This window comes from Microbispora sp. NPDC004025, from assembly GCF_053604425.1.
In genome coordinates this window covers 308,951-333,599 of the sequence record NZ_JBSGHN010000005.1, presented here as the reverse complement: position 1 = coordinate 333,599, position 24,649 = coordinate 308,951, and the positions used below count along the sequence as shown (strand labels likewise).

Below are 24,649 nucleotides of genomic sequence, written 5' to 3'. Positions count from 1 at the left end.
GTAACAGGTGGACAACAGCCGTTGATATGAGCCTTACCCCACTGTAACGTACGCCACATCGCGAAACTATCGGACGAAAGCCGAAAGTTTCGGTCGGAATCCAGAAGGGAAACCACCGTGAAGTTGAGTCGGCGAGGTGTGGCGCTCCTTGCGGCGTCGGCACTGGTCCTCGGGGGATGTGGTAGTACCGGGAACGACGCCGGCGAGAGCAAGAGCTCAGCCGGCGGCAAGGTGACCGTCGAGTTCTGGAACATCTGGACCACGGACCCCCTGAAGAGCTACGGCGCTCAGGCGATCAAGGACTTCCAGGCCAAGCACCCGAACATCACCATCAAGAGCGTTCCCTACGAGAACGAGGCGTTCAAGGCGAAGCTGACGACGCTCACGCAGTCCGGCAAGGCGCCGGACATCTTCCAGACCTGGGGCGGCGGCGTGCTCGGCCAGCAGGTCGACGCGGGCCTGGTCAAGGACCTGAGCGCCGACACCGGTGACTGGATCGGCACCTTCACCGACGCCGCGCTGTCGGCCTATCAGGTCGAGGGCAAGACGTACGCCATCCCCGACGACATCGGCATGGTGGGCTTCTGGTACAACAAGGCGCTGTTCAAGAAGGCCGGGATCGCCCAGCCCCCGGCGACCTGGTCGGAGTTCGTCGACGACGTCAAGAAGCTGAAGGCGGCGGGAGTCACCCCGATCGCCCTCGCCGGCAAGGACAAGTGGCCCGGCCACTACTACTGGGCGTACCTCTCCATGCGCATCGGCGGCCTCGACGCCCTCAAGCAGGCGGGCGAGAGCAAGGACTTCACCGGTCCGGCCTTCGTGCAGGCGGGGCAGAAGCTGAAGGAACTGGCCGATCTCCAGCCGTTCCAGAAGGGCTACCTCGGCGCGACGTACGGCGACCCGGGCGGCCAGGCCGCGACCATGGGTGACGGCAAGGCCGCGATGGAGCTGATGGGCCAGTGGGCGCCCGCGGTCCAGAACGACGCCGGCAAGGGCCTGGGCGACGACCTCGGCTTCTTCCCCTTCCCGGCCGTGGACGGCGGCAAGGGCGCGGTCACCGACGCCTTCGGCGGCGGCGGCGGCTTCGCGATCGGCTCCGAGGCTCCGCCGGAGGCGATCGAGTTCCTGAAGTTCCTCACCGAGAGCACCGAGCACCGCAAGGCCGTCGCGACCGGCGGCGTGCTCCCGGTGCTGAAGGGCGAGGAGGACGCGGTCACCGACCCGAACCTGAGCGTGGTGGCGAAGAACCTCGCCGGGGCCACCGGGTTCCAGCTCTACCTCGACCAGGCGTACCCGCCGGCCGTCGGCCAGGAGGTCAACGACTCCGTGGCCCAGCTGATCGCCGGGACCAAGACGCCCGAGCAGGTGGCGCAGGCCATCACGGAAACCGCGAAGTCGGAGTAACTGTCGCGTGAAGACGACGAGACCCCGGAGCCTCAGGCTCCGGGGGTTCACCACGATCCTCCTGTTCCTGCTCCCCGCCCTCGTGCTCTTCTTCGGGCTCGTCGTGGCGCCGATCCTGCTCGCCTTCTACGCGAGCGTGTTCAAGTGGAACGGCATGCGCGGGCTGCCGACGGACTTCATCGGCCTGGCCAACTTCACCCGCGTGCTGGCGGACGAGGTCTTCCTGGGTGACCTGTGGCGCGGCCTGCTGCTGATCATCCTGTCGGTGGCGATCCAGCTGCCCCTCTCGCTGGGCATCGCCATGCTGCTGAACCAGAAGATCCGCGGCCGGGCGTTCTTCCGCCTGCTGTTCTTCGCCCCGTACGTCCTGTCCGAGGCGATCACCGCGGTCCTGTTCATGATGATCCTGTCGCCCACCGACGGCCTGGCCAACTACATCCTCGGCTGGTTCGGTGTCGACCCGCTCGACTGGTTCGCCGACCCCTCGACGGTCATGATGTCGGTGTTCATCGTCATGACCTGGAAGTACTTCGGCTTCCACATGATCCTGTACATCGCCGGGCGCCAGGGCATCCCGCGGGAGCTCACCGAGGCCGCCCAGATCGACGGCGCGACGGGCTGGAAGACCTTCCGCTACGTCACGCTGCCGCTGCTCGGCCCGACGATCCGCATCAGCGTGTTCCTGTCGGTCATCGGTGCGATCCAGCTGTTCGACCTGGTCTGGATCATCACCGGCGGAGGCCCGTCGCACTCCTCCGAGACGATGGCCGTCACGATGTTCCAGTTCGGCTTCAAACGCTTCCAGGTCGGCTACGCGAGTGCGATCAGCGTGGTGATGTTCTTCATCAGCCTCGTGTTCGCGCTCTTCTACCAGAGATACGTCATGCGCCGCGATCTCGAAGGAGCGAGCACCGTGCTGAGGGACCAGCGATGAGCGCGAAACGTCACAGGCAGTCTCCGACGTCGGGCGGTCCGCTGCGCAGCCTGTCCCTGCACGCGATCGTCGTGATCACGGCGTTGTTCGTCGGCATCCCGCTGCTGTACGGCGTGCTCGGCGGCTTCAAGACCACCCGGCAGCTGTCGAGCAATCCACTCGGTCTGCCCGACCCCTGGGTGCCGGAGAACTACACGAGCGTGCTCGCGTCCGCGTCGTTCTGGCAAATGCTCTGGAACAGCACGTACATCGCGGTGCTGACCACGCTCGTGGTCGTCGCGGTGTCCGCGATGGCGGCCTTCGTGTTCGCGCGGTTCGCCTTCCGGGGGCGCGAAGCGCTGTTCACGATGTTCGCCGCCGGGCTCATGTTCCCGTTCGCGGTGGCGATCCTGCCGCTGTTCGTGCTGCTGCGGATGTTCGGGCTGCTCGACAACCCGCTCGGCGTGATCCTCCCGCAGGCGGCCTTCGGCATGCCGATGACGATCATCATCCTGCGCGGCTTCTTCCGGGCCATCCCGGGGGAGATCGAGGAGGCGGCGATCCTCGACGGGTGCTCGTCGTTCGGCTTCTTCTGGCGGATCCTGCTGCCGATGGCCCGGCCCGCGATCGCCACGGTCTCCGTGCTGGCGGTCGTCAACAGCTGGAACCAGTTCATGCTGCCGCTCGTGGTGTTCAGCGACGACAGCCTCTTCACCATCCCGCTGGGCGTACAGCAGTTCCAGGGGCAGTACGCGACGGACATCGCGCGGGTCATGGCCTACATCGTGGTCGCGATGCTGCCGGCCCTCGGCTTCTACGCCGTGGCCGAGCGCCAGCTCGTCAGCGGCCTGACCGCGGGGGCCGTCAAGGGCTGATCCCCACGCGTTCTTCCCCGTTCCGCCCGGGGCACGTCCCGCGCGGATGCCCCGGCGGTGATCGGGAGGACGACAGCGCCCTAAGGTGAACGGAACGAGGGGAGAACGCGCAGAGGGGAGCACCGATGGCGGATCCGATCGTCCGTGCCGCGGCCGACGCCGACATGCCCGGTCTTCGCGCCGTCGCCGACCACTACGGCCTGCTGGGCACGTGGCCGGAGCGGCCGGACTTCGTGGACGCCGAACGCGAGTTCGGCGCGGTGCTCGTCGGCGAGGTGGGCGGCACGATCGCGGGCTTCGGCGGCACGTTGCGCCGGGGAACGGTCACGCACCTCGGCGACCTGTTCGTCCTCCCGGACCACCAGTCGTCGGGACTGGGCCGCGCGATCCTGTCCCGCCTGCTGCCACGCGACACGCCCAGGGTCACCTTCGCGTCCGACGACAAGAGGGCCTTCGCCCTGTATGTCAGGAACGGGATGCGCCCGCGCTGTCCGTTGCTGTACCTCACGCGGGGGCCGCTCGGTGGCCGGCCCGCCTCGCGAGGAAGCGGACCGGCGGCGCCGGGGGAGAACGGGCCGGGGGAGAACGGGCCGGGGGAGGCCGAGGTCCGCGCGGCGGCGGCCATGGACGCCCACGTCTCCGGAGGGGACCGGTCCGCGACGCTGACCTGGTACGCCGGGCTGCCCGGCGTGACCCTGCATGTCAGCGGGCCGGGCTACGCGTTCGCCAGGGTGACCGGAGACACGGTCGTCATCGGGCCCGCCGGGGGTGCGACTCCCCAGGACTGCGCCGACATCGTGCTGGAGGCGGCGAACGCTCGTCCCGGGGCCGCGCGGGTGCATCTGGCGGTGCCCGGCACGCATCCGCTGCTGCCTCTGCTGTTGGAGGCGGGCTGGCGCATCGGCGACATGGACACGCTGATGACCAGCGAGGACTTCATGCGGCTCGACTGCTACATCCCCCATCCCGACCTGGGTTAGACCGGCGGCCCCCGTCCCCGGCCAGGGGGACACCGGGGACGAGGACGGCGGCCGGGGGGATGCGGCGGGACGGTGCCCCGCCGGTCCGGGTCACAGCCTCCGCAGGTAGTGGGCGGAGGCCCATCCGGGAATGCCGGCGGCGCTGTCGACGGCCACCCAGCCGCGGGTGGCGTCGCAGGCTCCGGCGATGTTCCCGCCGGCCGGTCGCAGCCTGCCCACGGGAGCGTGGTGGACGCCGGCGCCCTCCCGGACGTTGAGATAGCTGCCCTTGCGCACGTGCCGGAGGCGGTAGACGCACGACAGCGAGGGCCGCCCGCCGAGGTCGAGCCTGTGGAGATAGCGGGCGGCGGCGAAGCCCGACGCACCGCCGGCGGTCTTCACCGCGATCCAGCCGCCGGTGGCGGTGCAGGAACCCGAGAAGCCTCCGTCGGCCGGTCGAAGTTTGGCGACGGGGGCGTGGCGTATGCCGGCGCCCTCGCGGACGTTGAGGAAGCCTCCCCGGTGCACGCCCCGGAGCCGGTAGGTGCACACGACACCGGGCCCCCGTCCGCTTTCGCGCACGATCTGCCCGAACGGTCCCGACGTGGAGGGTTCACCGGGACCGGGCGGCCGGACCGCCGGGAGGCCCGGAACGGGACGTCCCGGAACATCCGACGCCGGGCGGGTCGCGATCCCCGGCGTGTGGTGGCCCCCGGCGCCAGAGACGGCCCGAGACGCGGCGCCCGAGACGGCCCGGGCCGTAACGGCCCGGTCCGCCACGGCGGCCGTGCCTGCCCGGTCCGCCACGGCGGGACTGGCCGGACCCGCGACCGCCGGTGCGGGGTGGCCTGCGACGATCCACCCCGTGGCGGCCCACGCCGCCAGCGCGGGAACGATGCTTCCGGCGACTTTCACGATCTCTCCCTTCGGTCGGCATCGCCCACGCCCGGCCGGGGGGACCCGGGCCAGTGGTGCTCACCCGAAGTTCTGATCTGATTACCCTGCGTTTACACCTCGGTCGAATTCGCGCCCGGAATTTTTACCCGACACACCAGGGAAAAGGGGGGTGATTCACGGTCCTCGACCTCGCGCACGCGCTTCCGGACGCCGTCCTCATCCGCCGTGCGCGCCGTGGAAGGGCGTGGTCACCCCCTCGTAGGCCAGGTGCAGCATCATCCCCAGGTCGGCGTGGCTGAGGTTGTGGCAGTGGTTCGTCCACAGCCCGGGATTGGTGGCGCGGAAGGCCACCTCCCACACCTCGCCCGGCCGTACGTCGAAGGTGTCGAGCCACAGCGGGCTGCCGGTGGGGGAGCGGCCGTCACGCGAGAGCACGAGCACCCGATGGCCGTGGAGGTGCCAGGGGTGGGTGTCCCGGCCGCGGTTGACCACGGTGAGCCGGACCAAGTCGCCCTCTCTGACCACCTCCGTGGGGATGTCGGGGAAGGCGAGGCCGTTCACCGTGTGCGCGTAGGCCGGCTTTCCCCCGGCGAGCGCGAGTCCCCGGTCGAGGACGAGCGTGAAGTCACGGTCGAAGCGGCTCCGCCGCGTGTACGGCGTGGGAGCGGGAGCGCCGTACCGGGTGAGGTCGAGCTCCGGCCAGTCCTCCGTGCGGCTCCCCTCCACGGCTCCGTCGCCCGTGCCCGTGCCCGTGCCCGTGCTCGCGCCCTCGCCGGTGCCGGTGCCGGGCGGTCCGGGAGTGAGCCGCACGGCGTCGGAGCGGTCGTCGGTGCGCAGGACGACGGGGCCGGCGGGCATCGTGAACGCGAGGTCGTAGCGGCCGCCCGCGGCGAGCCGCAGGCCGGCACGGTCGAGCGTGCCCGGCCCGGTGAGATCCGTCCCGTCCACGGCCACCAGCCGGTAGGGCGTGCCCGCCAGGGTGAACCGGTGCGGCGTGTTGTCGGTGTTGATCAGGCGCAGCCGTACCGGCGTGCCGGGCGCGGCCTGCCGGACCAGGGGCTGGTCGTGGTCGCCCGTCACCGTCGTGCCGGCGAAGGTGTGCACGGGCAGCGTGAGGTCCACCCCGGTGGCGGCGGCCCCCTTCGGCGTGACGACGAGCGTGCCGTAGAGCCCCATCCGTACGCCGAGGTCGGACACCTCGTGCGTGTGGTACCAGTACGTCCCCGCCTGGGCCGCGACGAAGCGGTAGACGAACTCCCCGCCGGGCGGCACGGCCTCCTGGGTGAGGCCGGGCACGCCGTCCTCGCCCGAAGGCACGTCGTAGCCGTGCCAGTGCAGCGTCACCCCCGACGTGATGTCCGCGTTGCGCAGCCGCACCTCGACGAGGTCGCCCTGGACGGCGGTGATCGGAGGCCCGGGGACCTGGCCGTCGAAGGTCCACGCGGCCACCTTCCGGCCCGACGACAGCGTGACGGTCGCCGTGCGCGCCGTCAGCGTGAACCGGCGCACGGCGCCGCCAGGCGGCGGCACGGCCGGGCCGCGCAGGGCCGTCACCGGGCGAACCGGCCCGCCCGCGACGGAGACCGGCGCCCCCGAGGCGGAGTGGTCCCCGGAGGCGGAGTGGTCTCCGGATGCCGAGTGGTCTCCGGATGCCGAGTGGTCCCCGTGACCGGAGTCCGGCTCGGCGGCGGAGCCGGCGGCCCCCGCCGCACCGGCTCCCTCCGCACCGGCTCCCTCCGCACCGGCTCCCGCCGAAGCCGCCCCCTCCGCCGGGGTTCGCGCCGCGGCGGTCCCCTCCGTGGCCGGGACGAACGTGAGCGCCGTCCCGAGCACGGCGGCCACCGCGGTCGCCGCCGTCGCCGTCCGCAGGCCGGGGACGATCCCGCCGGACGCCCTCCAGGTCACCAGGACGGCCCCGGCGACGACGGCCAGGAGGAGGAGAGCGGTGCCGGGGTCCGCCGGATACCCGATCAGGAAGGTCTGCACGAGCCCGGCCGCCGCCGCGTATCCGGCGCCGAGCAGCGGGACCACCACCGCCGGCGTCCGCACGGCGTGCGGGTCCGCGCCCGGTCGCCGGGCGGCGCGCAGGACGCGCGGCCCGGCGAGCGCGGTGGCGACGGCCGCCGTCGCGAAGAGAAGCGGCAGGGCGAGGGTGACCTTCTCCTGCACGAACCACCAGCCGGCGCCGGCCAGCGCGAGGACCGACCAGACCCGGGCCAGGGACGCGACCAGGGCCACGGCGAACAGGGCCGCGGTCGTCCTCGTACGGCGGGCCGCGGCGGCCACGCCCGCGCTCACCCACGCCGCCGCGGTCAGGACCGAGACGAGCAGGTCGAGCGCCATGAGCCGGTCGGTCGTCATGAGGCGGGAACCGGACGGCCCTCCGCGGTGTCCTGCGACCGTGGCCCCGGCTTGGGCCAGGCGAACTGCCGCGCCCGGCGGAACACGAGCTCGCAGGCGCCGATGACCGCCATGCCGTTGACGGCGTGCAGGCCGAGGATCGCCAGGGAGAGGGGCGTGGTGTTGCCGGTGCTGTCGTCGAACAGCCCGCCGACCTCCACGATCAGCACCTGCACGACGACCAGGCCGAGGGGCAGGACGGTCAGCCCGATCTGGCGGCCCGGCGCCTTGGCGGCCGCCGCGGCGGCGGCCGCCACCAGCGACAGCACGGGGATGACCATCATGCCGTTCATGCTGTGCAGGACGAACGAGGAGTCGTCCCGCGGTTTGTCGAACGCGCCGACGGCCGCGAGGTACATCTGCACGGCGGCCGCGGCGAGCAGCAGTCCCGCTATGGCGGCGTAGACCTTGCGCACGCTCTTTGCTCCCTTCGGTCAGCGGATTGCGGGGATCACGGGGATCGTGTCCCACGTGGGCCGGCGGCGCGTCCCTCGTCGAGAGACGCGCCGGCTACCGCTGGGGGAGTATGTGAGCCGGCGCGCCGTCCGTCCCCTGGCGGTGTCTCGATGGTGGCCGCCGGGGCCCGTCCGCGTCGTCGCACGCCCGGAGGCTGTCGGGCCTACCGCCGTGGGATCAGCGCCGTACGCCGCTACCGCGAGGGGAGTACGGTCACTGCGGCCAGTTCGCGATGATGGCCGGGGTGATTGCGTCGGCGTAGCACTTCAGGGTCGTACGGCGCGCCCCGTCGAGCACGCAGACCTTGACGTCCACACGCTTGATCCGTCCGTCCGACGACAGCCGGAAGGACGCGCGGGACGCGCAGGTCGTCTTCGGCAGGGCCCACCCGGTGCCGCCGCCGGCGTAGTGGAAGCGGGCCCGGACGTAGGCGCAGTGCCCGCTGTGCGCGTCGCGGTCGTACAGCGTGCCCGAGACGACGAACGTCTCCGCCGTGAAACGGGTGGTCCACACGTCGGCCTTGGCGTAGCCGTGGTGGCCGGACCCGGACCGCACCGGACCCCAGTGGATCGGCGGCGCCGCCACGGCCCGGTTCGCGATGCTCTGAGCCGTGCTGGTCTGAGCCGTGCTGGTGGGGCTCGTGCTGCGGTGGCTCGTGGCGGCGTGGGCGGAAGCGGTCGGCAGGCCCATGGCGAAGGCGGCGGCCAGCAGGCCGCCGATGACGAGGTTCTTGCTCATGTCCGCCGACCCTAGGGTCCCCGACTTGGAGGATCCTTGTCGTCCGCTGGTCTGCCCGGACGATCAGCTGCCGAGCAGATCCCCGGCCTGTTCGACCACGTCGTCGACCGGGACCTCGGCCACCCACGACTCGTCGTGCGGGCAGCGCCCCGCCCGGGGATCGTGCCCGCTGACGCCGCAGACCGGGCACCGCGCGGTCCAGGAGATCAGCGGCCGGTGGAGGGCACGGGTGAGGGGCCCCGCGTTGATGAGATTGCCGGACCAGTAGATGCCGACGGTGGCCGTCCCGATCGCCGCGGCGAGGTGGCGGGGGCCGGTGTCGTTGGAGATGACCAGGTCGCACCGCTCGTACAGCGCGGCGAGGCCGCCGACGCTCAGCGTGCCGACCGCCGTGAGGGCGGGCCGCCGCATCGCCGCCGCGACCTCCTCGACGACCCCCCGTTCCTGCTCGACACCGGTGATCACGACCGGGCGGCCGAGCCGGTCGGCCGCCTCCGCGAAGGCGCGCGCAGGCCAGCGCCGCCGGGGGTCGCTCGCCCCCGGATGCAGCGCGACCAGGCCGGGGGGCGGCTCGCCGTACACGTGGGCGAGTTCGGCGCGGTCGGCGCCGGTCACGGCGATCCTGGGCTCGTAAACCTCGGCCGTCCCGCCGACCAGCGCGGCGACCTCCAGATAGCGCAACGTCTCGTGCTGGTAGTAGACGTACGGCACGCACAGGTCGAGCCGTACGGCGTCCGGCGCGCACAGGCCGGCTGTCACGCGGGCGCCGATCGCCCTGACGAAGGGATTGGAGTTGCGCCCGCCGCCGTGGATCTGCACGGCGAGGTCGAACCGGTGCTCGCGCAGCTCCTCGAACAGGCTCTCCGGCGCCTCGTGCCCGCTCTCCGCCGACGAGACCCCGGAGATCGGCGGCAGGGTGACGACGTCGTCGACCGGGCCCGGCCTGCCGTCCAGGAATCCGGCGTGCCAGGAGATGCCGAGGAGGGTCAGCCGGGCCTGCGGGTAGGCCCGGCGGAGCGCCTCCAGGGCGGGCATGGCGAGGACCAGGTCGCCCAGGGCGTTGGCCCGCAGCACCGCGATGCGGCGCACCCCCTCGATCAGGGCGCCCATGCCGGCTCGAACACGTAGTCGTAGCACTCGGCGCTGCGGTCGGTGACCGTCGTGGGCAGCTCCAGGTGGTAGGCCCGGCTCGGCAGCAGGCCCGCGCCGCCGTACCTCTCCATGACGCGCAGCTGCGCCGCGACGTCCTCACCCGCGTGCCGGGGCGGCACCGACCGCCAGAAGTCGAAGCCGCCGCACTCCAGCAGCCGTTCCCGGTCGTACAGCACGCAGCCGCCGATCCAGGCCACCTTGTACGCCCGCCACTCCCCGGGGCCCGGGGTGCCCAGGTGTTCGCGCGCGAGGTGCAGCGGGTTCGAGGCGTTGTGCAGAGTGTGGCGCCGCCAGGCCGGCGACTCCCGGCGCACCCGTTCGGGCCGCACGCCGTCCGTCCATTCCTCGTACGGCGCCAGCTCGGCGGGGCGTACGTCGTCGCGGTAGGACAGGCCGTGCAGGGCGTAGCCGACGAAACCGCAGCGCAGGTCGCTCATCGCGGTCAGCAGGACCTCGATCGCCTCCGGCTCCAGCCAGACGTCGTCGTCGATGTAGAGCGCCAGCCGCCGCTCGGCCCGGTCGAGCAGGAACGCGCGTTGTTCCGCCATGCCGCGTCGGGGCAGGTGATGGTGGACGGCCACCGGCCTGTCGCGGTGGTGGAGGATCCGCAGCTGCGCCGCCACCAGCGGGTCGTCGGCGACCGGCGCGTCCGATTGATCGGAGACCACGACGCGGAACCCGGCCACGGTCTGCGCCGCGAGGCCCGCCAACGTCACGCCCAGCGCGCCCGGGCGGTCCTTCGTGGGCACGAGTACATCCAGGTCGGACGGGGCGAACATGCGCGCGTGATACCCCTGAGGCGATACGGCAAACAGAGCCGTCAGCCGCCCACGCCGGCCGTGCCCGTCAGCGTGCCGGGCAGGCCGAGCCCGTTCGTGTCCGGCCGTCCGACGACGACGGGAGGGGCGACGGTCAGGATCGGCGGTCGGACAGACGTCCGGGGCTGGGGAACCTGATGTACCGGCGGCCGGCGCAACCGGTCTCGCGCCGCTCCGCCGCCGTTTCCTCGACGGCCCGCCACCGCCCGTTCGTGTGCGCGGGGCCGTGCGCGTCGGCACAGTGAGGTTCGGCGGCTTCGGGAGACGGCTCGCCGATCGCGAGGAGCTCCGGCGGGGCGTGGTCGACCTGCAGGGTGGTGTGGGCGATGCCGTACTCGTCGTGGACCATCCGCTGCGCCGCCTGCCGTACGGAGTGGCAGTCGGCGCCGGGGGCGACCAGGATGTGCGCGGACATGGCCGGATAGCCGCTGGTGACCTCCCAGATGTGCAGGTCGTGCACCTCGACGACGTGTTCCAGGGCGGCGGCCTTGCGGCCGATCTCGGCGGGGTTCATCCCGGCGGGAGCCGCCTCCATGAAGACCCGGCCGGACTCGCGCACCAGGCCCCAGCCGGCCTTGAGCATCAGGGCGGCCACGACCAGCGCGGCCAGGGCGTCGGCCCGGCCCCAGCCGGTCGCCCAGATCACCGCGCCGGCGGCGGTGGTGGCGATGAAGGCGAACAGGTCGTTGAGGATGTGCTGGAAGGCGCCCTCGACGTTCAGGCTGGCACGGTTGGCCCTGCTCAGCAGCCAGGTCGCGGCCACGTTCACCGCGATCCCGGCGACGCCGGTGGCGACCACGTAGGCGCCGTGGACCTCGGGGGGCTCGATCAGCCTGCGTACGCCCTCGTAGACGAAGTAGACGCTGAGCAGCAGCAGCGTGATCCCGTTGATCTGGGCGCTGATGATCTCGGCGCGTTTGAGGCCGTAGGTGAAGCCGCCCTGTGGCGGGCGGGCGGCGATCCGCATGGCCACGATCGCGAAGGCGATGGCGATGGCGTCGGTGAGCATGTGCCCGGCATCGCTGATCAGGGCAAGGGAGTGGGCGATGACGCCGATGACGACCTCGACCGCCATGAAGCCGACGATGAGCGCCAGCGCGCCGGTCAGCAGACGCCGGTCGGCCTCGGCGCTGACCGCGTGCCCGTGCCCATGACCGTGCCCGTGCCCGTGCCCGTGCCCACGACCGTGCTCGCGCGCGTGCTCACGGCCCGCGTCCTTCCCGGTCTCAGCCATCGTCCCGGTCCTTCTCCTCATGTCCGATGTGCGTGATCGCCAGGTCGAACAGCAGTCGCACGTGCGAGTCCGCGAGGCGGTAGTAGGCCATCCTTCCCGCACGCCGTACCTTCACCACGTTGTGGACACGCAGCAGGCGCAGGGCGTGGGACGCGGCGGACATGCTGTGGCCGGTCGCGGCGGCGAGGTCGCACACGCACATCTCGCCGCCTTCCAGCAACGCCGCGATCAGCCGCAACCGCCCGGGATCGGCCAGCAGCCCGAAGATCTGCGCCAGGTCCTCCACCGTCTGCGCGGCCGGCAAAGCCCTCCTGACGGTCTCCACCCGGCCGGCGTCCACCACCGGCAGCGCACAGGAGTCGGCCGTCACGAGGTCCACAACACTTGAACGATCGTTCACGTGTGAGAGTGTAGGCGACGGCCGGCGCATGTCAACGCCTCCCACTCGGTGGCCCGTACGGCCGTCGTCCGGTGGATGACAAGATCGGCGCATGAGCACCACCGATCCAGTACTGCGGGCCCTGGTCTTCGCCGTGTCCATGGCGAAGGAGCGAATGGGCGTCGCCCTCGCCGTGAACGGCACGATCATCACCGGCCATCTCGTCTCCCCGGAGGAGTACGCCACCGCGGTGGTCGAGCAGATCCGCCGGTCACACGCCGGGAAGGTACCCGTGGGCAGCGGCCCCGAAGGCTTCTTCATGCGCATCGCGGAGAGCGCGAAGGAGCATCGCGAGCGCCACCGTGCCGCCGCGCTCGCCGGCGACTTCGACTCCGGCTCCGAGCAGGACCTCCCGGACTACCTCCACCTCGTCGGCGCCTTCGCCGGCGACCGCCCGGCGGACGGCGCCGGAGCGACCTGGAGGATCCGCCTCGAAGACGTCAGCGGCTGGTCGCTCGCCCAGGTCGGCGCCCCGGACGAGCCGACGGCGTGAGGTCTCCGTCCGGCCCCCGCTCCCTGAGGGGCGCGGGGGCCGGGCGGAGTCTCCACGCTGGAACGGTCCCATGGCCGGCGCCCTGACAAGGACAGTCATTGGGTCTTCACTGTTAGGAAACTTTCTTTTATATTTGCGCCACCCCCCAGCAGTGAGGAGCACACATGCGAAGAACGCTGACCTTCCTCGCGACGGCGACGGTCGCCATCGGCGCCACGGTGTTCGTCGCCTCACCGGCTCAGGCGCACGGCTACATCTCGTCGCCCCCGAGCCGGCAGGCGATGTGCGCCCAGGGCCGCGTCCCCAACTGCGGCGAGATCGTCTACGAGCCCCAGAGCGTGGAAGGGCCGAAGGGACTGCGCAGCTGTAGCGGCGGCAACGCCCGCTTCGCCCAGCTCGACGACGAGAGCAGGCCGTGGCCGGCCACCAGCGTCGGCAACACGGTCACCTTCACCTGGTCGCTGACCGCCCGCCACGCCACCAGCACCTGGGAGTACTACATCGGAGGCACGCGGGTCGCCGTCTTCGACGACCAGGGACGCCAGCCTCCCGCCACCGTCAGCCACTCCGTGAACCTGAGCGGGCGGACGGGCCGGCAGAAGGTCCTCGCGATCTGGAACGTGGCCGACACCCCCAACGCGTTCTACGCCTGCGTCGACCTGCAGGTCGGCGGGGGCGGGACGCCCAGCCCCACGCCCACTCCCTCCCCGACGCCGACGCGTACTCCGAGCCCGTCTCCCACGCCGACGCGTACCCCCACGCCCACGCCGACCGTTCCCGGGGGCACCTGGGCCGCCGGCACGGCGTACAAGGTGGGCGACCGGGTCACCTACGGCGGGGCGACGTACCAGTGCAGGCAGGCCCACACGGCGCTCGCGGGCTGGGAGCCGCCGAACGTCCCCGCGCTGTGGCAGAGGATCTGAGATGAGCGGGCGGACCCGTGGTGTGCGCGGCCGCGGGTCCGCTCCCCGTCCCCGCGCGGGACGCCTCGGCCCGGGCGCCCCGGCGTGGCGGCCCGGCGTGGGCGGCGCGGGTCAGGCGACGTGCAGGTGCACCTCGGCGCCCTGCATGAAGGCCCGCGAGTACGGGCATTCGCCGTGCGCCTGCTCCACCAGCCTGCGGGCCGCCTCGGGCTCCACCCCGGGCAGGCGTACGGTCAGGTCCGTGGTGATCGTGTAGTCGTCGGCGGTGCCCCGCTTGCGCAGGGTGACGGCGGTGTCCACGGTGGCGTCGGCGGTCCGGACGCCCTGCCGGCCGGCCACCAGGGTGAGCGAGTTGTGGAAGCAGGAGGCATAGGCCGCGGCGAGCAGCTGCTCGGGGTTGGTCGCCCCGCCCGGCCCGCCGAGCTCCCCGGGCGCCTTGATGCGGACGTCGAGCATGCCGTCGTCCGACGCCACCTTGCCGAGGGCGGACGAGGCCCGGGCCGTGTACAGGTCGTCGTAGGATTCGCCGCCCTCGCGGGCCGCCTGCCGTCCGGGCCGTTCCGTTGAGTGGTCCCCGGGTAACTCCCCGGTCAGCTCCGCCTCGACTCCCGGCCCCGAGTAGTCGGGCCCGGGCGCCCGGTCGCTCGGCATATGGGTGAATCGCCGTATTTCCTCGCTCATAGCGCATCCCTCGTCCGCTCGCCTCGCGTCCCGGTCGGGATCGGCGGTCACGTACCCCCTGAGCGGCCCGATACCGGACTCCAGAGGCAAAAGTTCCCATCAGTGTCCCTGTGCTACGGTCCCGGCAGGCATTCCCCAGCAAACGGTGAAATCTCTGTCATGGCGGCGAGGGGTGGGTTCGGTATGAGTGGGGCTGTCCGATGGGGCGTCCTCGGTACGGCGGGCATCGCCGCGCGGGCGTTCCTGCCCGCGTTGCGTGAGGCCGGCGGGGGTACCGCCGCCGTGGTGGCGGGCCGTGACCTGTCCCGCGCCGAGGAGTTCGCCGCGCGGAACGGCGTCGACCGGGCCGTACGCGGCTACGAGGCCGTCATCGAGGACCCGAGCATCGACGCGGTCTACGTCCCGCTGCCGAACGCCCTGCACGCGCGGTGGACGATCGCCGCCCTGGAGGCGGGCAAGGCGGTCCTGTGCGAGAAGCCGCTGTGCCTCACCGCCGCGGAAGCGGGCGACGTCGTCGAGGTGGCACGCCGGTCGGCCCGGCCGCTCTGGGAGGCGTTCGTCTTCCCCTTCCACCCCCAGACGGCGCGGCTGCGCGACCTGCTCGCCGAGGGCGCGATCGGCGACCTGCGGGAGATCTGGTCGACCTTCCACTTCACCATGGAGGGCACCGAGAACATCCGGCTCGACGCCGCCCTCGGCGGCGGCGCCCTCTACGACGTGGGCTGCTACCCGGTACGGCTCGCGCAGCTGCTGTTCGGCGACGAGGCCGTCGCCGGCCACGCCGTCGTCGTGAAGGGCGAGGCGGGCGTGGACATCGAGACCGCCGGGGTCCTGGAGTTCGGCACCGGCCGCCTGATGATGAGCTGCGGCTTCGACCTGCCGTTCACGACGTACACCCGCGTGGTCGGGACCGGCGGGGAGATCCGGCTGACCAACCCGTTCCACCCCGAGCCGCACGACGGGCTCGAAGTGTGGCGTGCGGGACGCCTGGCCGAACGGCACGAGCCGGGCGAGGGGACCGCGTTCTCCTGGGGCATCCGGCACATCCACGAGGTGCTGCGCGGAGAGGCCGAGCCACGGCACACGGCGGCCGACGACTCTCTCGGCACCGCCCGCGCCCTCGACATGCTGCGCTGACCCGCCTGGCGACGTCACCCGTCCGGACGCCGCCACCCGTGGTATGCATGGGCGATGGCGAACCCCCGGCCGTACGACGCGGTGCTGTGCGACCTCGACGGCGTCATCCGTTTCTTCGACCACACCGAGCTGACCGAGCTGGAGCGTGCCGCCGGCCTCGGCGAGGGGACCACCATGAAGGTCTTCTTCGCGCCCGAGGCGGTCCGGCCGGCGCTGCTGGGGCAGATCACCGTCGAGCAGTGGACGGAGGCTGCCGAGGCCTCTCTGACCCTCCAGGCGCCGCGAGAGCAGGCCCGCGCGCTGGTCACGGCGTTCGTCGAGGCGCCCACCCGGGTGGACGAGGACGTGCTCGGCCTGCTACGCCGGGCCCAGGCGCACGTGCCCGTCGTGCTGGTGACCAACGCGACGCTGGGCCTGGAGGACGACCTCGCCCGGCTGGGGCTGGCCCACTTCGCCGACGAGGTGGTCGGCAGCGCCCGGGCCGGGGTGGCCAAGCCCGACCCCCGCATCTACGAGATCGCCGCCGAGCGTGCGGGCGTCCCGGCAGGGCGGTGCCTGTTCGTCGACGACCGGGCGGAGAACGTCGAGGCGGCCAGGGCGCTCGGCATGACGACCGCCCTCTTCACCGGCGTGCCCGGCCTGGAGGCGGCGCTCGCGCCGCTGCTCGGCTGACCCGTCACCGCCGCCGCGCCGCCGGACGGCAGGATGCCGATCAGTCGCGTACGACGCCGGCGATGACCGTGGTCACCATCCGGTGGACGGCGTCGGCCCGCGGCGGGCCGCCGTCACGGTCGGCGAACAGCAGGTGTGAGGCTCCGAGCAGCGTGGGGGCGAGCGTGTCGACGTCGGCGTCCGCCGCGATTCGGCCCAGGTCGCGTTCGGCGGCGAGGTAGGCCGCGAGCATGGCCGCGGCCTCCGTCAGGAGCGGGATGCCGGGCCCCGGCCTGGCCTGGCGCAGCCGGGCGCGCAGGCCGTCCCTGGAGATGATCAGACCGACGACCGCCACGGCGACCGACCCGAAGAGCTCGGTGAGCACGCCGGTGAGGTTGCCGGCGACGGTGCCGGTCCCGGCGGACCGGCGCAGGGCGGCGGCCTGGGCGTCGATCCTCGCGATGCCGTCGAGCACGAGCTCGGCGAGGAAGGCGTCGAAGTCGGCGAAGTGCCGGTGCAGCACGCCCTTGGCGCAGCCCGCCTCGGTGGTCACCGCCCGGCTGGTCAGCCCGCTCGGTCCGTCCCTGAGCAGGACGCGCTCCGCGGCGGCGAACAACTGCTCCCGCGCGTTGTGGAGGGCAACCCCCGTCGGCACCGTTCCGTTCCTCCCGTCCGTCCGCCGACTTTATCCCGTTTGACGAGTGGGCGTGTGCCCACTCATAGTGGGCGCATGCCCACCAACCCTTTCGAGAACGAACCCCACAAGGCGCGAGGGATAGCGGAGTCGTTCGGCGTGGACGCCGAGCGGTACGACCGCACCCGGCCGCCCTATCCCGGCGCGATGGTGGAGCGGATAGTCGCCGCGAGCCCCGGCCGCGACGTCCTCGACGTCGGCTGCGGCACCGGTATCGCGGCCCGGCAGTTCCGGGCGGCGGGCTGCACGGTCCTCGGCGTCGAACCCGACGCGCGGATGGCGGACTTCGCGCGCCGCGACGGGACCGAGGTCGAGGTGTCGACCTTCGAAGCGTGGGATCCCGCCGGCCGTACGTTCGACGCGGTCGTCGCCGGGACGGCCTGGCACTGGGTCGATCCGGTCGCCGGAGCGGCCAAGGCCGCCGAGGTGCTGCGCCCCGGCGGGCGGCTGGCGGCGTTCTGGCACGTGTTCGAGCCCCCGCCCGCCGTGGCGGAGACTCACGCCGCGGTCTACCGGCGGGCGATGCCGGGCTTTCCCGCGCAGGACCGCCCGGCGGGATCGGCCCTCGACGGATATCGGCCGCTGTTCGCCAAGGCCGCCGACGGGATCAGGGACGCGGGCGCGTTCGGCGACCCCGAGGAGTGGCGGTACGGCTGGCAGCGCTACTACACCCGCGACGAGTGGCTGGACCAGATGCCCACGTCCGGTGTCCTCACCCGGCTTCCACCGGACACGCTCGCGGAGGTGCTGGCGGGCGTCGGGGACGCGATCGACGCGATGGGCGGCGGCTTCACGATGTCCTACGTCACGGTGGTGGTCACCGCTGCGCTCAGACGGGATAGGCCACGGAGGTGAGCCGCTGGGAGACCTCCCACAGGCGCTTGCCCAGGCCGCTGTCGTGGGCGCGGGCCGCCGCCCTGACCCGCACGGGATGTCCGCGGATCTCGAACAGGCCGCCCGGGCCGTAGTAGTCGCCGCCGACGGCCTCGTGATCGGTCGCCGCGCGCAGGGTGGGCAGCGCGCCCATGGCCGCGGTTCGCCCGAACAACCGGGCGATCAGCAGGTTCGGCACCCGGAACCATGGCGAGGAGTAGCGGAACACCTCCGTCGCGGCGCCGCCCGGATGCGCGGCCAGCGCCGCGGTGGACGCTCCGGCCGCTCGCAGCCGCCGTTGCAGTTCGTAGGTGAACAGCAGGTTGGCGAGCTTCGACCGGGCGTAAGGGCCCGCGCCCGAGCCGGGGGCGTCGGTGTCGATGCGGCCGAACCGGTGGCCGATGCTGCTGACCGTCACCACGCGGGACCCGGGCACGGTCAGCAGCAGGTCCAGCATCAGCCCGGTGAGGGCGAAGTGCCCCAGATGGTTGACGCCGAACTGGATCTCGAAGCCGTCCTCCGTGCGGCCCGAGAGTCCGGTCACGCCGGCGTTGTTGACGAGCAGGTCGATCCGGTCGTGGCGGGCGCGGATCTCGCCGGCCGCCTCCCGCACCGACGCGAGCGAGGCCAGGTCCAGGCGCACCACGTCGACGGTGGCCTGCGGCGCGTCGCGGCGGATCCCGGCGGCCGCCCTCTCGGCCTTGGCGAGGTCGCGGCAGGCGAGCACGACCGTCGCGCCGCGCCGGGCCAGCGCCTTGGCCGTCTCGAACCCGATGCCGGTGTTGGCGCCGGTCACCACGGCCGTCCGGCCCCACTGGCCGGGGATGTCTTCGTCGGTCCACGCGTCCACGATCGCTCCTAACCTGAACCAGTCGTTCATGTTTTATTATGAACCAATGGTTCAGGTTCATCGCAAGAGCAAGAGGATGTGGAGCGAGTGACCAAGGGGCCGCGCGCGGACGCGGTGCGCAACCGGGCCGCCATCGTCCGCGCGGCGCGTGAGCTCATCACGACGCACGGGCCGGAGGCCGGGATGGACGACATCGCGGCGGCGGCCGGGGTGGCGGTGGGCACGCTCTATCGGCACTTTCCGACGAAGAACGACCTGGTCGACGCCATCGTGACCGAGCTGGGCGCGATGATCGGCGCGACCCTCGACGCCGCCGTGAGCAGGGCCGGCGACGGCCGGAGCGGGGCCCTGGACGAGATCGCCGGGCTGCTGCACCGGGTGGTGGTGGACATGGGACAGGAACGCCTGCTCCGTGAGGCGGTGGCGGGCTTGGCGGGCGAATCTCTGCGGGGGATCCAGGAGCGCGCCGTCCACTCCCTGGAGATCCTGGTCGCCGCCGCCCACCGGGACCGGACGCTGCGGCCCGACGTCACGGTCGACGACGTCGCCCTGCTCCTGACCACCTCACCGGGCCCGGGGACGCCGGAGCGCGCCCGGAGGCGGTGGGTGGAGCTCGCCGTACGCGCTCTCGCGCTGCCGGACGGCGGTCAGAAGGCGTAACGGACCGTGCAGTACGGGATCTTCTCGGCGATCAGGTCGGTGAGCGCGGTGACGTAGCGGCCCTTGTGGCCGGTCTTGTAACGGACGTTCCAGCCGCCCGTCTGCGAGCGCTTCGGCTGCTGGAGGTCGGGACGCCACAGCACCTCCTCGGCCTTGGGATGCCAGCCGAGGTTGACCTCGTGCAGCCGGTCGTTGTGCGTGAGGAAGATGACCTCGGCGGCCAACTGGGCGCGGGCCGCCGGGCTCAGCGCGTCGTCGAGCTGCCCGAGCAGCTCCGCCCAGTCCTCCAGCCAGCCGTCACGGACGACGACCGGGCTGAAGTTGACGTGCACCTCGTATCCCGCCTCGACGAAGTCGTCGATCGCCGCGATCCGGTCGGCGACGGGCGAGGTGCGGATGTCCAGCAGCTTGGCGTCCGCGGCCGGCATCAGGCTGAAGCGGATGCGCGTACGGCCCTGCGGGTCCCAGCCGAGCAGGTCACGGTTGACGTACTTCGTCGCGAAGCTCGCCTTGGCGTTCGGCAGGTCGCGGAAGAGGTCGACGAGGTCGCGCACGTTGCCGGAGACGGTTGCGTCCACCGAGCAGTCGGAGTTCTCGCCGATGTCGTAGACCCAGGCGTGCGGGTCGACCTGGTTCGGCTCGGGCTTGACGCCCTGGCGCCCGGCGTGCCTGGCGAGGTAGCCCGTGATCTTGTCGATGTTGGCGAACACGGTGATCGGGTTGCTGTAGCCCTTGCGGCGCGGCACGTAGCAGTAGGCGCAGGCCATCGCGCAGCCGTTGGCGGTGGAGGGCGCGATGAAGTCGCTCGACCGGCCGTTGGGCCGCGCGGTGAGCGACTTCTTGACGCCGAGGACCAGCGCCTCGGTCTTGATCCTGACCCAGCGGGCCACGTTCGTCTCGTCCCCGTACAGCTCGGGGATGCGGTGATGGGCCTCGATCTCGATGCGCTCGGCGTCGGGGAACCGCTCCAGGATCTCCTTGCCGCGCGGCAGCTCGGCGGCGGCGGGCTCGACGTAGATGCGGCGGATGTCCAGCAGTCTCTGGCCTTCGTTCACCTGGATATAACAACATGGTAACGGCATGACTTCCCGGGTCAGAGGGCATCGAGGTGCTGGTCGGCGGGGCACGCGTACGCCGTTCTCGAAGCCAGCGTCCAGGTCCGCACGGCGGCCCCGCAGCGGCGGCAGCGCTCACGTTTGTAGACCCACCGCTCGTCCGGCGCGGCCGGGTCGCTGACCACCTGCCCGGCGTCGCGGCCCAGCGCGAGGTATCGCACGGCGGCGTCCCAGAGCCGCCCGGCGGCCTCGGCGCCGATGTCGCGGGCGCCGGGGTCGAGGCCGGTGAGGAAGAGCAGCTCCGCCCGCCAGGCGTTGCCGATCCCCGACCACACCCCCTGGTCGAGCACGGCCGCGCCGACCGGGACGTGGGCCGCGAGCAGGCGTCGTACGGCCTCGCTTCTGTCGATGTCACCACGCAGGGGGTCGGGGCCGGTCGCGGCCCGCAGCGCGGCCAGCGCCCGCTCGTCCATCGGCTCGCAGCGGGCGGGCGCGATCAGGTCGAACGCCGTCTCGCCGGTGGCCAGGCGCAGCCGGGTGCCCTTGCGGGGCTCGGCCGCCGGGTCGTCGTACCGCAGGAAGAGACCCCGCATGCCGAGGTGTACGTGGATGGGCGGGGCGCCCTCCAGCCGGTAGAGCAGGTGCTTGCCGAGCGCCTCCACGCCCTCGACGACCCTTCCGTCGTATGGTCCGGCGTCGAACCTGCCCTGCGGGCTGGCAGCCCTGACCACCCGGCCGGCGAGCGCCTCGTGCTGCTCGTCCGCGTAGCGATGGACCAGATGCCCCTCCGGCATGCCCCTCGCCCTACCCGTCCCGCCGGCAGTTACCGTATCGATCATGAGTTACGAGCCGACGCTTGAGGAGATGGGCCACCTCCGCCGCTGTGTGGAGCTGGCGAGGGAAGCGCTGGAGGCGGACGACGAGCCGTTCGGCTCGGTGCTCGTCTCCGGGGACGGCGAGGTGCTGGCCGAGGACCGCAACCGGGTGGCGGGCGGCGACCACACGCGGCACCCCGAGTTCGAGCTGGCGCGCTGGGCCGCGGCGAACATGACACCGGAGGAGCGCGCGAAGGCCACCGTCTACACCTCCGGCGAGCACTGTCCGATGTGCGCGGCGGCGCACGGGTGGGTGGGACTCGGGCGGATCGTCTACGTCGCGTCGTCGGCGCAGCTCGCGCGGTGGCTGGCCGAGTGGGACGTGCCGCCTCCGCCGGTGCGGACGCTCCCGGTCAACGAGGTCGCGCCCGGGGTGCGGGTGGCCGGGCCCGTGCCCGCGCTGGCCGACGAGATCCGCGCGCTGCACCGCCGCCTCCACACCGGCTCCTGAAGCGGTGTCCGAGCACCCAGCACCGCGTGCGGCGAAGGCCCGCCGAGCATGGCCGTGGCCGATCCTGGCGGTGTCCGCCTCGGCGGCGCCCATGATGCTCCCCGTCTCGACGGAGGGCGGACACAACGGCTACCAGGCGATCCTCTCCTTCCTGGGGCTCTTCATAGGAGTCGCCGCGCGGCCGTTCTTCGGCGTCGACGCGATGGTCGCGTGGTGGCTGCCGATGCTCGTCCTGCTGCCGGCCGTCTTCCACCGGCACCTGAGACGGACGAGGTGGGTCGTCGCGGCGCTGCTCGGCGTCATGACGGTCGTCAACCTGGTGGTGGCCCTCGACGAGTACCCGCACGCGGTGATCGTGGCGGATATGAGCGCGGGCAGCCAGCCCGACTTCTCCGGTCCGGGAGACTTCCTGCCCGCCCTGCTCACGACGGTCGCGTACGGCGTGGCCGCGGCGGCGCTCGTGCTCGGGTCGAGGGACCGGGGCGAGGGACCGGGGAGGACGGGCCGGCGAGCGGAGCACCAGTAAGATGCCACGGTCCAGATAGACGGAGATCCACCCTGGAAGGGCTGCACGTGGCGCAGAAGGTGATTCTGGTTGACGACCTCGACCACTCCGAGGGCGACGATGTGGCGCGACGGGAGTTTCCGCTGCTGAACCGGACCTTCGCCATCGACCTGTCCGACGCGAACCAGCAGCGGCTGAGCGAGGCTCTCGCGTTCATCGAGGAAGTGCTGGAGAACGCCCGTGAGGTGAAGCAGGCGTCGCGGTCCAAGAAGGCCGCCGACACCTCCCCGCGCCTGCGGGGTTACACCCTGACGGACGTCCGCGAGTGGGCCCGCGAGCAGGGGCTGGACGTGCCTCCGCGCGGGAAGATGGCCGACGAGGTCATCGAGCGGTTCGTCGCGGCGCACCCCGACGCCGCCCCCGAGGACCCCGCCGGACAGTCCGCGGAGGAAGCGGAGGAATCGGCGGAGACGGTCACCGCGCGGGCGGAGGCGACGGCCGGCGTCTGAACGGCCGCCTCGTAGCGGGCTCCGCCCGGCCCGGCCGCCGTGACAGGCGTCCGGGCCGGGTGAGCGTCCGGCCCGCGTCGCCGGGCGAGCGGCGCGGGCACACCCTCGTGACGCCGGTTTCGACCCCCGGCCTCCGGTAACGCCAGCCCTGGGATGCTCCTTGGACCCTGCCTGTCCAAGTTTTCCGCAAGCGGGCCTTTCTAGCGTCTCCGCCGACGCCCGACAGGGCGATTCCGCTACGGCGAAGTGCGAGGAGACACTCATGCGGCTCGGATACACGGTTCCCCAGTACGGCGCGTTCGCCGACCCGGACTTCATGCGGCAGGCGAGCGCGGATCTCGAGGCGATGGGCTACGACAGCCTGTGGGCGGGCGACCGCATCCTGCTGCCGCTGAACCCCAGCGACCCGTACCCGGGAGGAGACGGGACGGTCCCCCCGGCCTTCGGGACGTTCTTCGACCCGCTCACCGCGCTGACGCTGGCCGCGGTCAGCACGCGCGAGATCCGGCTGGGGACCAGCACGCTCAACGCGCTGTGGCAGCCGCCCGTGCTGCTCGCCCGTACGCTGACCTCGCTCGACCTGCTCAGCGACGGACGGCTGGACGTCGGCATCGGCCTCGGCTGGCTGCGCGACGAGTACACCGCGACCGGGGTGCCCTGGCGGGGCAGGGGAGACCGGCTGGAGGAGACGCTCGACCTGATGGAGGCCGTCTGGACGGACGAGGTGGTCGAGCACAAGGGCGCGCTCTGGACGGTGCCGCCGTCGCACATCGACCTGAAGCCCCGCCAGCGGCCGCGTCCTCCGATCCTGCTGGCCGGTTACACGCCCGGGGCGCTGGAGAGGGTCGGCCGGCGGGCCGACGGCTGGCTGAGCGCGGCCATGCCCATGCCGTACCTGACCGGCCTGTGGGACATGGCGCTGCGGGCCGCCTCCGGTGCGGGCCGGGACCCGTCCGCGCTGCGCATGGTGGTGCGCGTCAACCCGGCGATCACGGACTCGCCGGCGCCCGCCGACCAGGTGCCGCACGCGGGAACCGTGCGGCAGGTCGCCGACTACCTGCTGACCCTCGCCGAGGCCGGGGCACACGAGGCGTTCGTCGACCTGCAGACGACGAGCTCTTCGCGTGACCGGTTCCTCGACGTCGCGCACGAGCTCGTCACCATGGTGCGCGCGGGCTGAGGTCCGACTGATCGCCCGACGAAATCGGACATTAGGGGATAAAGGCGGCATAAGTTCCCATCCAGCGCCCCCTATCCATCAATAAGTAGTTAAACGCCTCCACCCACCGTTTATCGCTTGTCCGGCCTGGAAAACATGACGTCGCGGGGCAATGACCGCTTAACGGTCATTAGGTGCCATTCCTGTCCATTCAGGATTGGCGCACACATTAGGCAGTTGAGCCTTTAGAGGGGGATATAGAATGCCCAAGCTCAAGAAGGTCATCGCCGGACTCGCACTTTCCACCGCGCTCGGCGGCGGCGCCCTCGTCGCGGGCGCCGCGGCCGCGAGCGCGACAACCGCCCCAACTGGCTGGGGCTGTACCAACCCGTGTAGCAACGAGTTCGACAACGGGTTCAACAACACCTTCGAAAACAGCCGGATCCAGAACGGAGCCTTCCAAAACGGATGCTCCCGGAACGGATGCTCCCAGAACACCTGCTCGGACCTCGACGACATCCTCTGGGACGTCTGCGTCGCCGGCAACTGCTCCGACGCACTCCCCGCGTTGTTCGGCTGCGGTTTCAACTAAAAGCCGGCCTGACGTCCTGGGGAATGGGCCGAATGCTGCTCGGAGCGCGGGCTCGCACATCCACTCGCCGATGAGTCACACGGAGGCGTTCATTTCCCAGGAGCAGGAACATGGGCTCCGGCGGTCGAACCGCCGGAGCCCGGACCTTTCGCATTCCCCGGCGGGAAGCCGGAGCGGCGGCCGCACGCCCCGGCGTGTCCCCTCCACGGCCACGTGACGTGCGTGCAGGGGCACCTGCCCGGACGTGCCCACGCGT

Annotated in this window: 28 protein-coding genes; 15 read left to right on the top strand and 13 right to left on the bottom strand. The window is 72.0% G+C overall.

The features are described 5' to 3' along the window. The first annotated feature begins 117 nt into the window (after positions 1–117). The 4 genes from ACWEQG_RS16860 to ACWEQG_RS16845 all read left to right on the top strand — a co-directional run bounded on the left by ACWEQG_RS16860 (position 118) and on the right by ACWEQG_RS16845 (position 4,172). Positions 118–1,404, top strand: a complete 1,287-nt coding sequence (locus ACWEQG_RS16860) for an extracellular solute-binding protein (RefSeq protein WP_452285601.1) — start codon at positions 118–120, stop codon at positions 1,402–1,404. 7 nt (positions 1,405–1,411) lie between these two features. Next, the gene (locus ACWEQG_RS16855) at positions 1,412–2,338 is read left to right on the top strand and encodes a carbohydrate ABC transporter permease (RefSeq protein ID WP_363461556.1); all 927 of its coding nucleotides are present in this window, start codon (positions 1,412–1,414) and stop codon (positions 2,336–2,338) included. Continuing rightward, positions 2,335–3,192, top strand: a complete 858-nt coding sequence (locus ACWEQG_RS16850) for a carbohydrate ABC transporter permease (protein WP_452285599.1) — start codon at positions 2,335–2,337, stop codon at positions 3,190–3,192. The genes ACWEQG_RS16855 and ACWEQG_RS16850 overlap by 4 nt, the downstream gene beginning before the upstream one ends. A gap of 125 nt (positions 3,193–3,317) precedes the next feature. Next, positions 3,318–4,172, top strand: a complete 855-nt coding sequence (locus ACWEQG_RS16845; RefSeq protein WP_452285597.1) for an N-acetyltransferase family protein — start codon at positions 3,318–3,320, stop codon at positions 4,170–4,172. 90 nt (positions 4,173–4,262) lie between these two features. Here ACWEQG_RS16845 and ACWEQG_RS16840 read toward each other — a convergent pair whose 3' ends face one another. The 8 genes from ACWEQG_RS16840 to ACWEQG_RS16805 form a co-directional block, all read right to left on the bottom strand. After that, entirely contained in the window at positions 4,263–5,066 is an 804-nt protein-coding gene (locus ACWEQG_RS16840) for a hypothetical protein (protein WP_452285595.1), read from the bottom strand. A 198-nt stretch (positions 5,067–5,264) separates the two neighbouring features. Beyond that, the gene (locus tag ACWEQG_RS16835) at positions 5,265–7,409 is read right to left on the bottom strand and encodes a multicopper oxidase family protein (RefSeq protein ID WP_452285593.1); all 2,145 of its coding nucleotides are present in this window, start codon (positions 7,407–7,409) and stop codon (positions 5,265–5,267) included. Further along, positions 7,406–7,864, bottom strand: coding sequence for a DUF6220 domain-containing protein (locus tag ACWEQG_RS16830; protein ID WP_452285591.1), 459 nt, complete (start codon positions 7,862–7,864; stop codon positions 7,406–7,408). Before ACWEQG_RS16830 ends, ACWEQG_RS16835 begins: the two co-directional genes overlap by 4 nt. A gap of 253 nt (positions 7,865–8,117) precedes the next feature. Continuing rightward, the gene (locus ACWEQG_RS16825; RefSeq protein ID WP_452285589.1) at positions 8,118–8,642 is read right to left on the bottom strand and encodes a hypothetical protein; all 525 of its coding nucleotides are present in this window, start codon (positions 8,640–8,642) and stop codon (positions 8,118–8,120) included. 63 nt (positions 8,643–8,705) lie between these two features. Continuing rightward, a complete protein-coding gene (locus ACWEQG_RS16820; RefSeq protein WP_452285587.1) occupies positions 8,706–9,752 on the bottom strand; it encodes a glycosyltransferase family 9 protein in 1,047 nt (348 codons plus the stop codon). Beyond that, the gene (locus tag ACWEQG_RS16815; protein WP_452285585.1) at positions 9,740–10,573 is read right to left on the bottom strand and encodes a glycosyltransferase family 2 protein; all 834 of its coding nucleotides are present in this window, start codon (positions 10,571–10,573) and stop codon (positions 9,740–9,742) included. Before ACWEQG_RS16815 ends, ACWEQG_RS16820 begins: the two co-directional genes overlap by 13 nt. 133 nt (positions 10,574–10,706) lie before the next feature. After that, positions 10,707–11,846 carry a cation diffusion facilitator family transporter gene (locus ACWEQG_RS16810; RefSeq protein ID WP_452285583.1) on the bottom strand — a complete coding sequence of 380 codons (1,140 nt, stop codon included), beginning with the start codon at positions 11,844–11,846 and terminating at the stop codon, positions 10,707–10,709. Continuing rightward, entirely contained in the window at positions 11,839–12,246 is a 408-nt protein-coding gene (locus ACWEQG_RS16805; RefSeq protein WP_363461536.1) for an ArsR/SmtB family transcription factor, read from the bottom strand. Before ACWEQG_RS16805 ends, ACWEQG_RS16810 begins: the two co-directional genes overlap by 8 nt. A gap of 91 nt (positions 12,247–12,337) precedes the next feature. On the opposite strand from ACWEQG_RS16805, the gene ACWEQG_RS16800 reads away from it, so the two are divergent. Both ACWEQG_RS16800 and ACWEQG_RS16795 read left to right on the top strand, forming a co-directional pair. Next, positions 12,338–12,778, top strand: coding sequence for a hypothetical protein (locus tag ACWEQG_RS16800; RefSeq protein WP_452285581.1), 441 nt, complete (start codon positions 12,338–12,340; stop codon positions 12,776–12,778). Positions 12,779–12,942: 164 nt separating this feature from the next. Next, a complete protein-coding gene (locus tag ACWEQG_RS16795; protein WP_452285579.1) occupies positions 12,943–13,701 on the top strand; it encodes a lytic polysaccharide monooxygenase in 759 nt (252 codons plus the stop codon). Positions 13,702–13,812: 111 nt separating this feature from the next. Here ACWEQG_RS16795 and ACWEQG_RS16790 read toward each other — a convergent pair whose 3' ends face one another. Then, entirely contained in the window at positions 13,813–14,382 is a 570-nt protein-coding gene (locus tag ACWEQG_RS16790) for an Ohr family peroxiredoxin (RefSeq protein WP_363461530.1), read from the bottom strand. A 183-nt stretch (positions 14,383–14,565) separates the two neighbouring features. Between ACWEQG_RS16790 and ACWEQG_RS16785 the strand changes: the two genes are divergently transcribed. Both ACWEQG_RS16785 and ACWEQG_RS16780 read left to right on the top strand, forming a co-directional pair. Next, positions 14,566–15,519, top strand: coding sequence for a Gfo/Idh/MocA family protein (locus ACWEQG_RS16785; protein WP_363461528.1), 954 nt, complete (start codon positions 14,566–14,568; stop codon positions 15,517–15,519). Between the two features lie 54 nt (positions 15,520–15,573). Then, positions 15,574–16,191: an HAD family hydrolase gene (locus ACWEQG_RS16780; RefSeq protein WP_452285577.1), complete on the top strand. Its 618-nt coding sequence runs from the start codon at positions 15,574–15,576 to the stop codon at positions 16,189–16,191. Positions 16,192–16,231: 40 nt separating this feature from the next. Here the strand turns inward: ACWEQG_RS16780 and ACWEQG_RS16775 are convergent, their stop codons facing one another. Next, the gene (locus tag ACWEQG_RS16775; RefSeq protein ID WP_452285575.1) at positions 16,232–16,825 is read right to left on the bottom strand and encodes a TetR/AcrR family transcriptional regulator; all 594 of its coding nucleotides are present in this window, start codon (positions 16,823–16,825) and stop codon (positions 16,232–16,234) included. A gap of 75 nt (positions 16,826–16,900) precedes the next feature. Between ACWEQG_RS16775 and ACWEQG_RS16770 the strand changes: the two genes are divergently transcribed. Continuing rightward, the gene (locus tag ACWEQG_RS16770) at positions 16,901–17,719 is read left to right on the top strand and encodes a class I SAM-dependent methyltransferase (protein ID WP_452285573.1); all 819 of its coding nucleotides are present in this window, start codon (positions 16,901–16,903) and stop codon (positions 17,717–17,719) included. Here ACWEQG_RS16770 and ACWEQG_RS16765 read toward each other — a convergent pair. After that, entirely contained in the window at positions 17,694–18,587 is an 894-nt protein-coding gene (locus ACWEQG_RS16765; protein ID WP_452285571.1) for an oxidoreductase, read from the bottom strand. The genes ACWEQG_RS16770 and ACWEQG_RS16765 overlap by 26 nt on opposite strands. An 87-nt stretch (positions 18,588–18,674) precedes the next feature. Between ACWEQG_RS16765 and ACWEQG_RS16760 the strand changes: the two genes are divergently transcribed. After that, positions 18,675–19,247, top strand: a complete 573-nt coding sequence (locus tag ACWEQG_RS16760) for a TetR/AcrR family transcriptional regulator (RefSeq protein WP_452285569.1) — start codon at positions 18,675–18,677, stop codon at positions 19,245–19,247. On the opposite strand, the gene ACWEQG_RS16755 is transcribed toward ACWEQG_RS16760, so the two are convergent. Together ACWEQG_RS16755 and ACWEQG_RS16750 are read right to left on the bottom strand one after the other, a co-directional pair. Further along, positions 19,235–20,302, bottom strand: a complete 1,068-nt coding sequence (locus tag ACWEQG_RS16755; protein WP_452285567.1) for a spore photoproduct lyase family protein — start codon at positions 20,300–20,302, stop codon at positions 19,235–19,237. The genes ACWEQG_RS16760 and ACWEQG_RS16755 overlap by 13 nt on opposite strands. A gap of 38 nt (positions 20,303–20,340) precedes the next feature. Then, the gene (locus ACWEQG_RS16750) at positions 20,341–21,096 is read right to left on the bottom strand and encodes a DNA-formamidopyrimidine glycosylase family protein (RefSeq protein WP_452285565.1); all 756 of its coding nucleotides are present in this window, start codon (positions 21,094–21,096) and stop codon (positions 20,341–20,343) included. 43 nt (positions 21,097–21,139) lie between these two features. Between ACWEQG_RS16750 and ACWEQG_RS16745 the strand changes: the two genes are divergently transcribed. The 5 genes from ACWEQG_RS16745 to ACWEQG_RS16725 all read left to right on the top strand — a co-directional run bounded on the left by ACWEQG_RS16745 (position 21,140) and on the right by ACWEQG_RS16725 (position 24,393). Next, positions 21,140–21,628 (top strand): nucleoside deaminase, encoded by a 489-nt coding sequence (locus tag ACWEQG_RS16745; protein ID WP_452285563.1) that lies wholly within the window; start codon positions 21,140–21,142, stop codon positions 21,626–21,628. A 91-nt stretch (positions 21,629–21,719) separates the two neighbouring features. Then, the gene (locus tag ACWEQG_RS16740) at positions 21,720–22,154 is read left to right on the top strand and encodes a hypothetical protein (protein ID WP_452285561.1); all 435 of its coding nucleotides are present in this window, start codon (positions 21,720–21,722) and stop codon (positions 22,152–22,154) included. 59 nt (positions 22,155–22,213) lie between these two features. Next, entirely contained in the window at positions 22,214–22,642 is a 429-nt protein-coding gene (locus ACWEQG_RS16735; RefSeq protein WP_452285559.1) for an Lsr2 dimerization domain-containing protein, read from the top strand. A gap of 262 nt (positions 22,643–22,904) precedes the next feature. Continuing rightward, positions 22,905–23,822: a TIGR03619 family F420-dependent LLM class oxidoreductase gene (locus ACWEQG_RS16730; protein ID WP_363462729.1), complete on the top strand. Its 918-nt coding sequence runs from the start codon at positions 22,905–22,907 to the stop codon at positions 23,820–23,822. A 241-nt stretch (positions 23,823–24,063) separates the two neighbouring features. Beyond that, complete coding sequence (locus ACWEQG_RS16725; RefSeq protein ID WP_452285557.1) at positions 24,064–24,393, top strand: hypothetical protein; 330 nt, start codon at positions 24,064–24,066, stop codon at positions 24,391–24,393. The last annotated feature ends 256 nt before the right edge of the window (positions 24,394–24,649 follow it).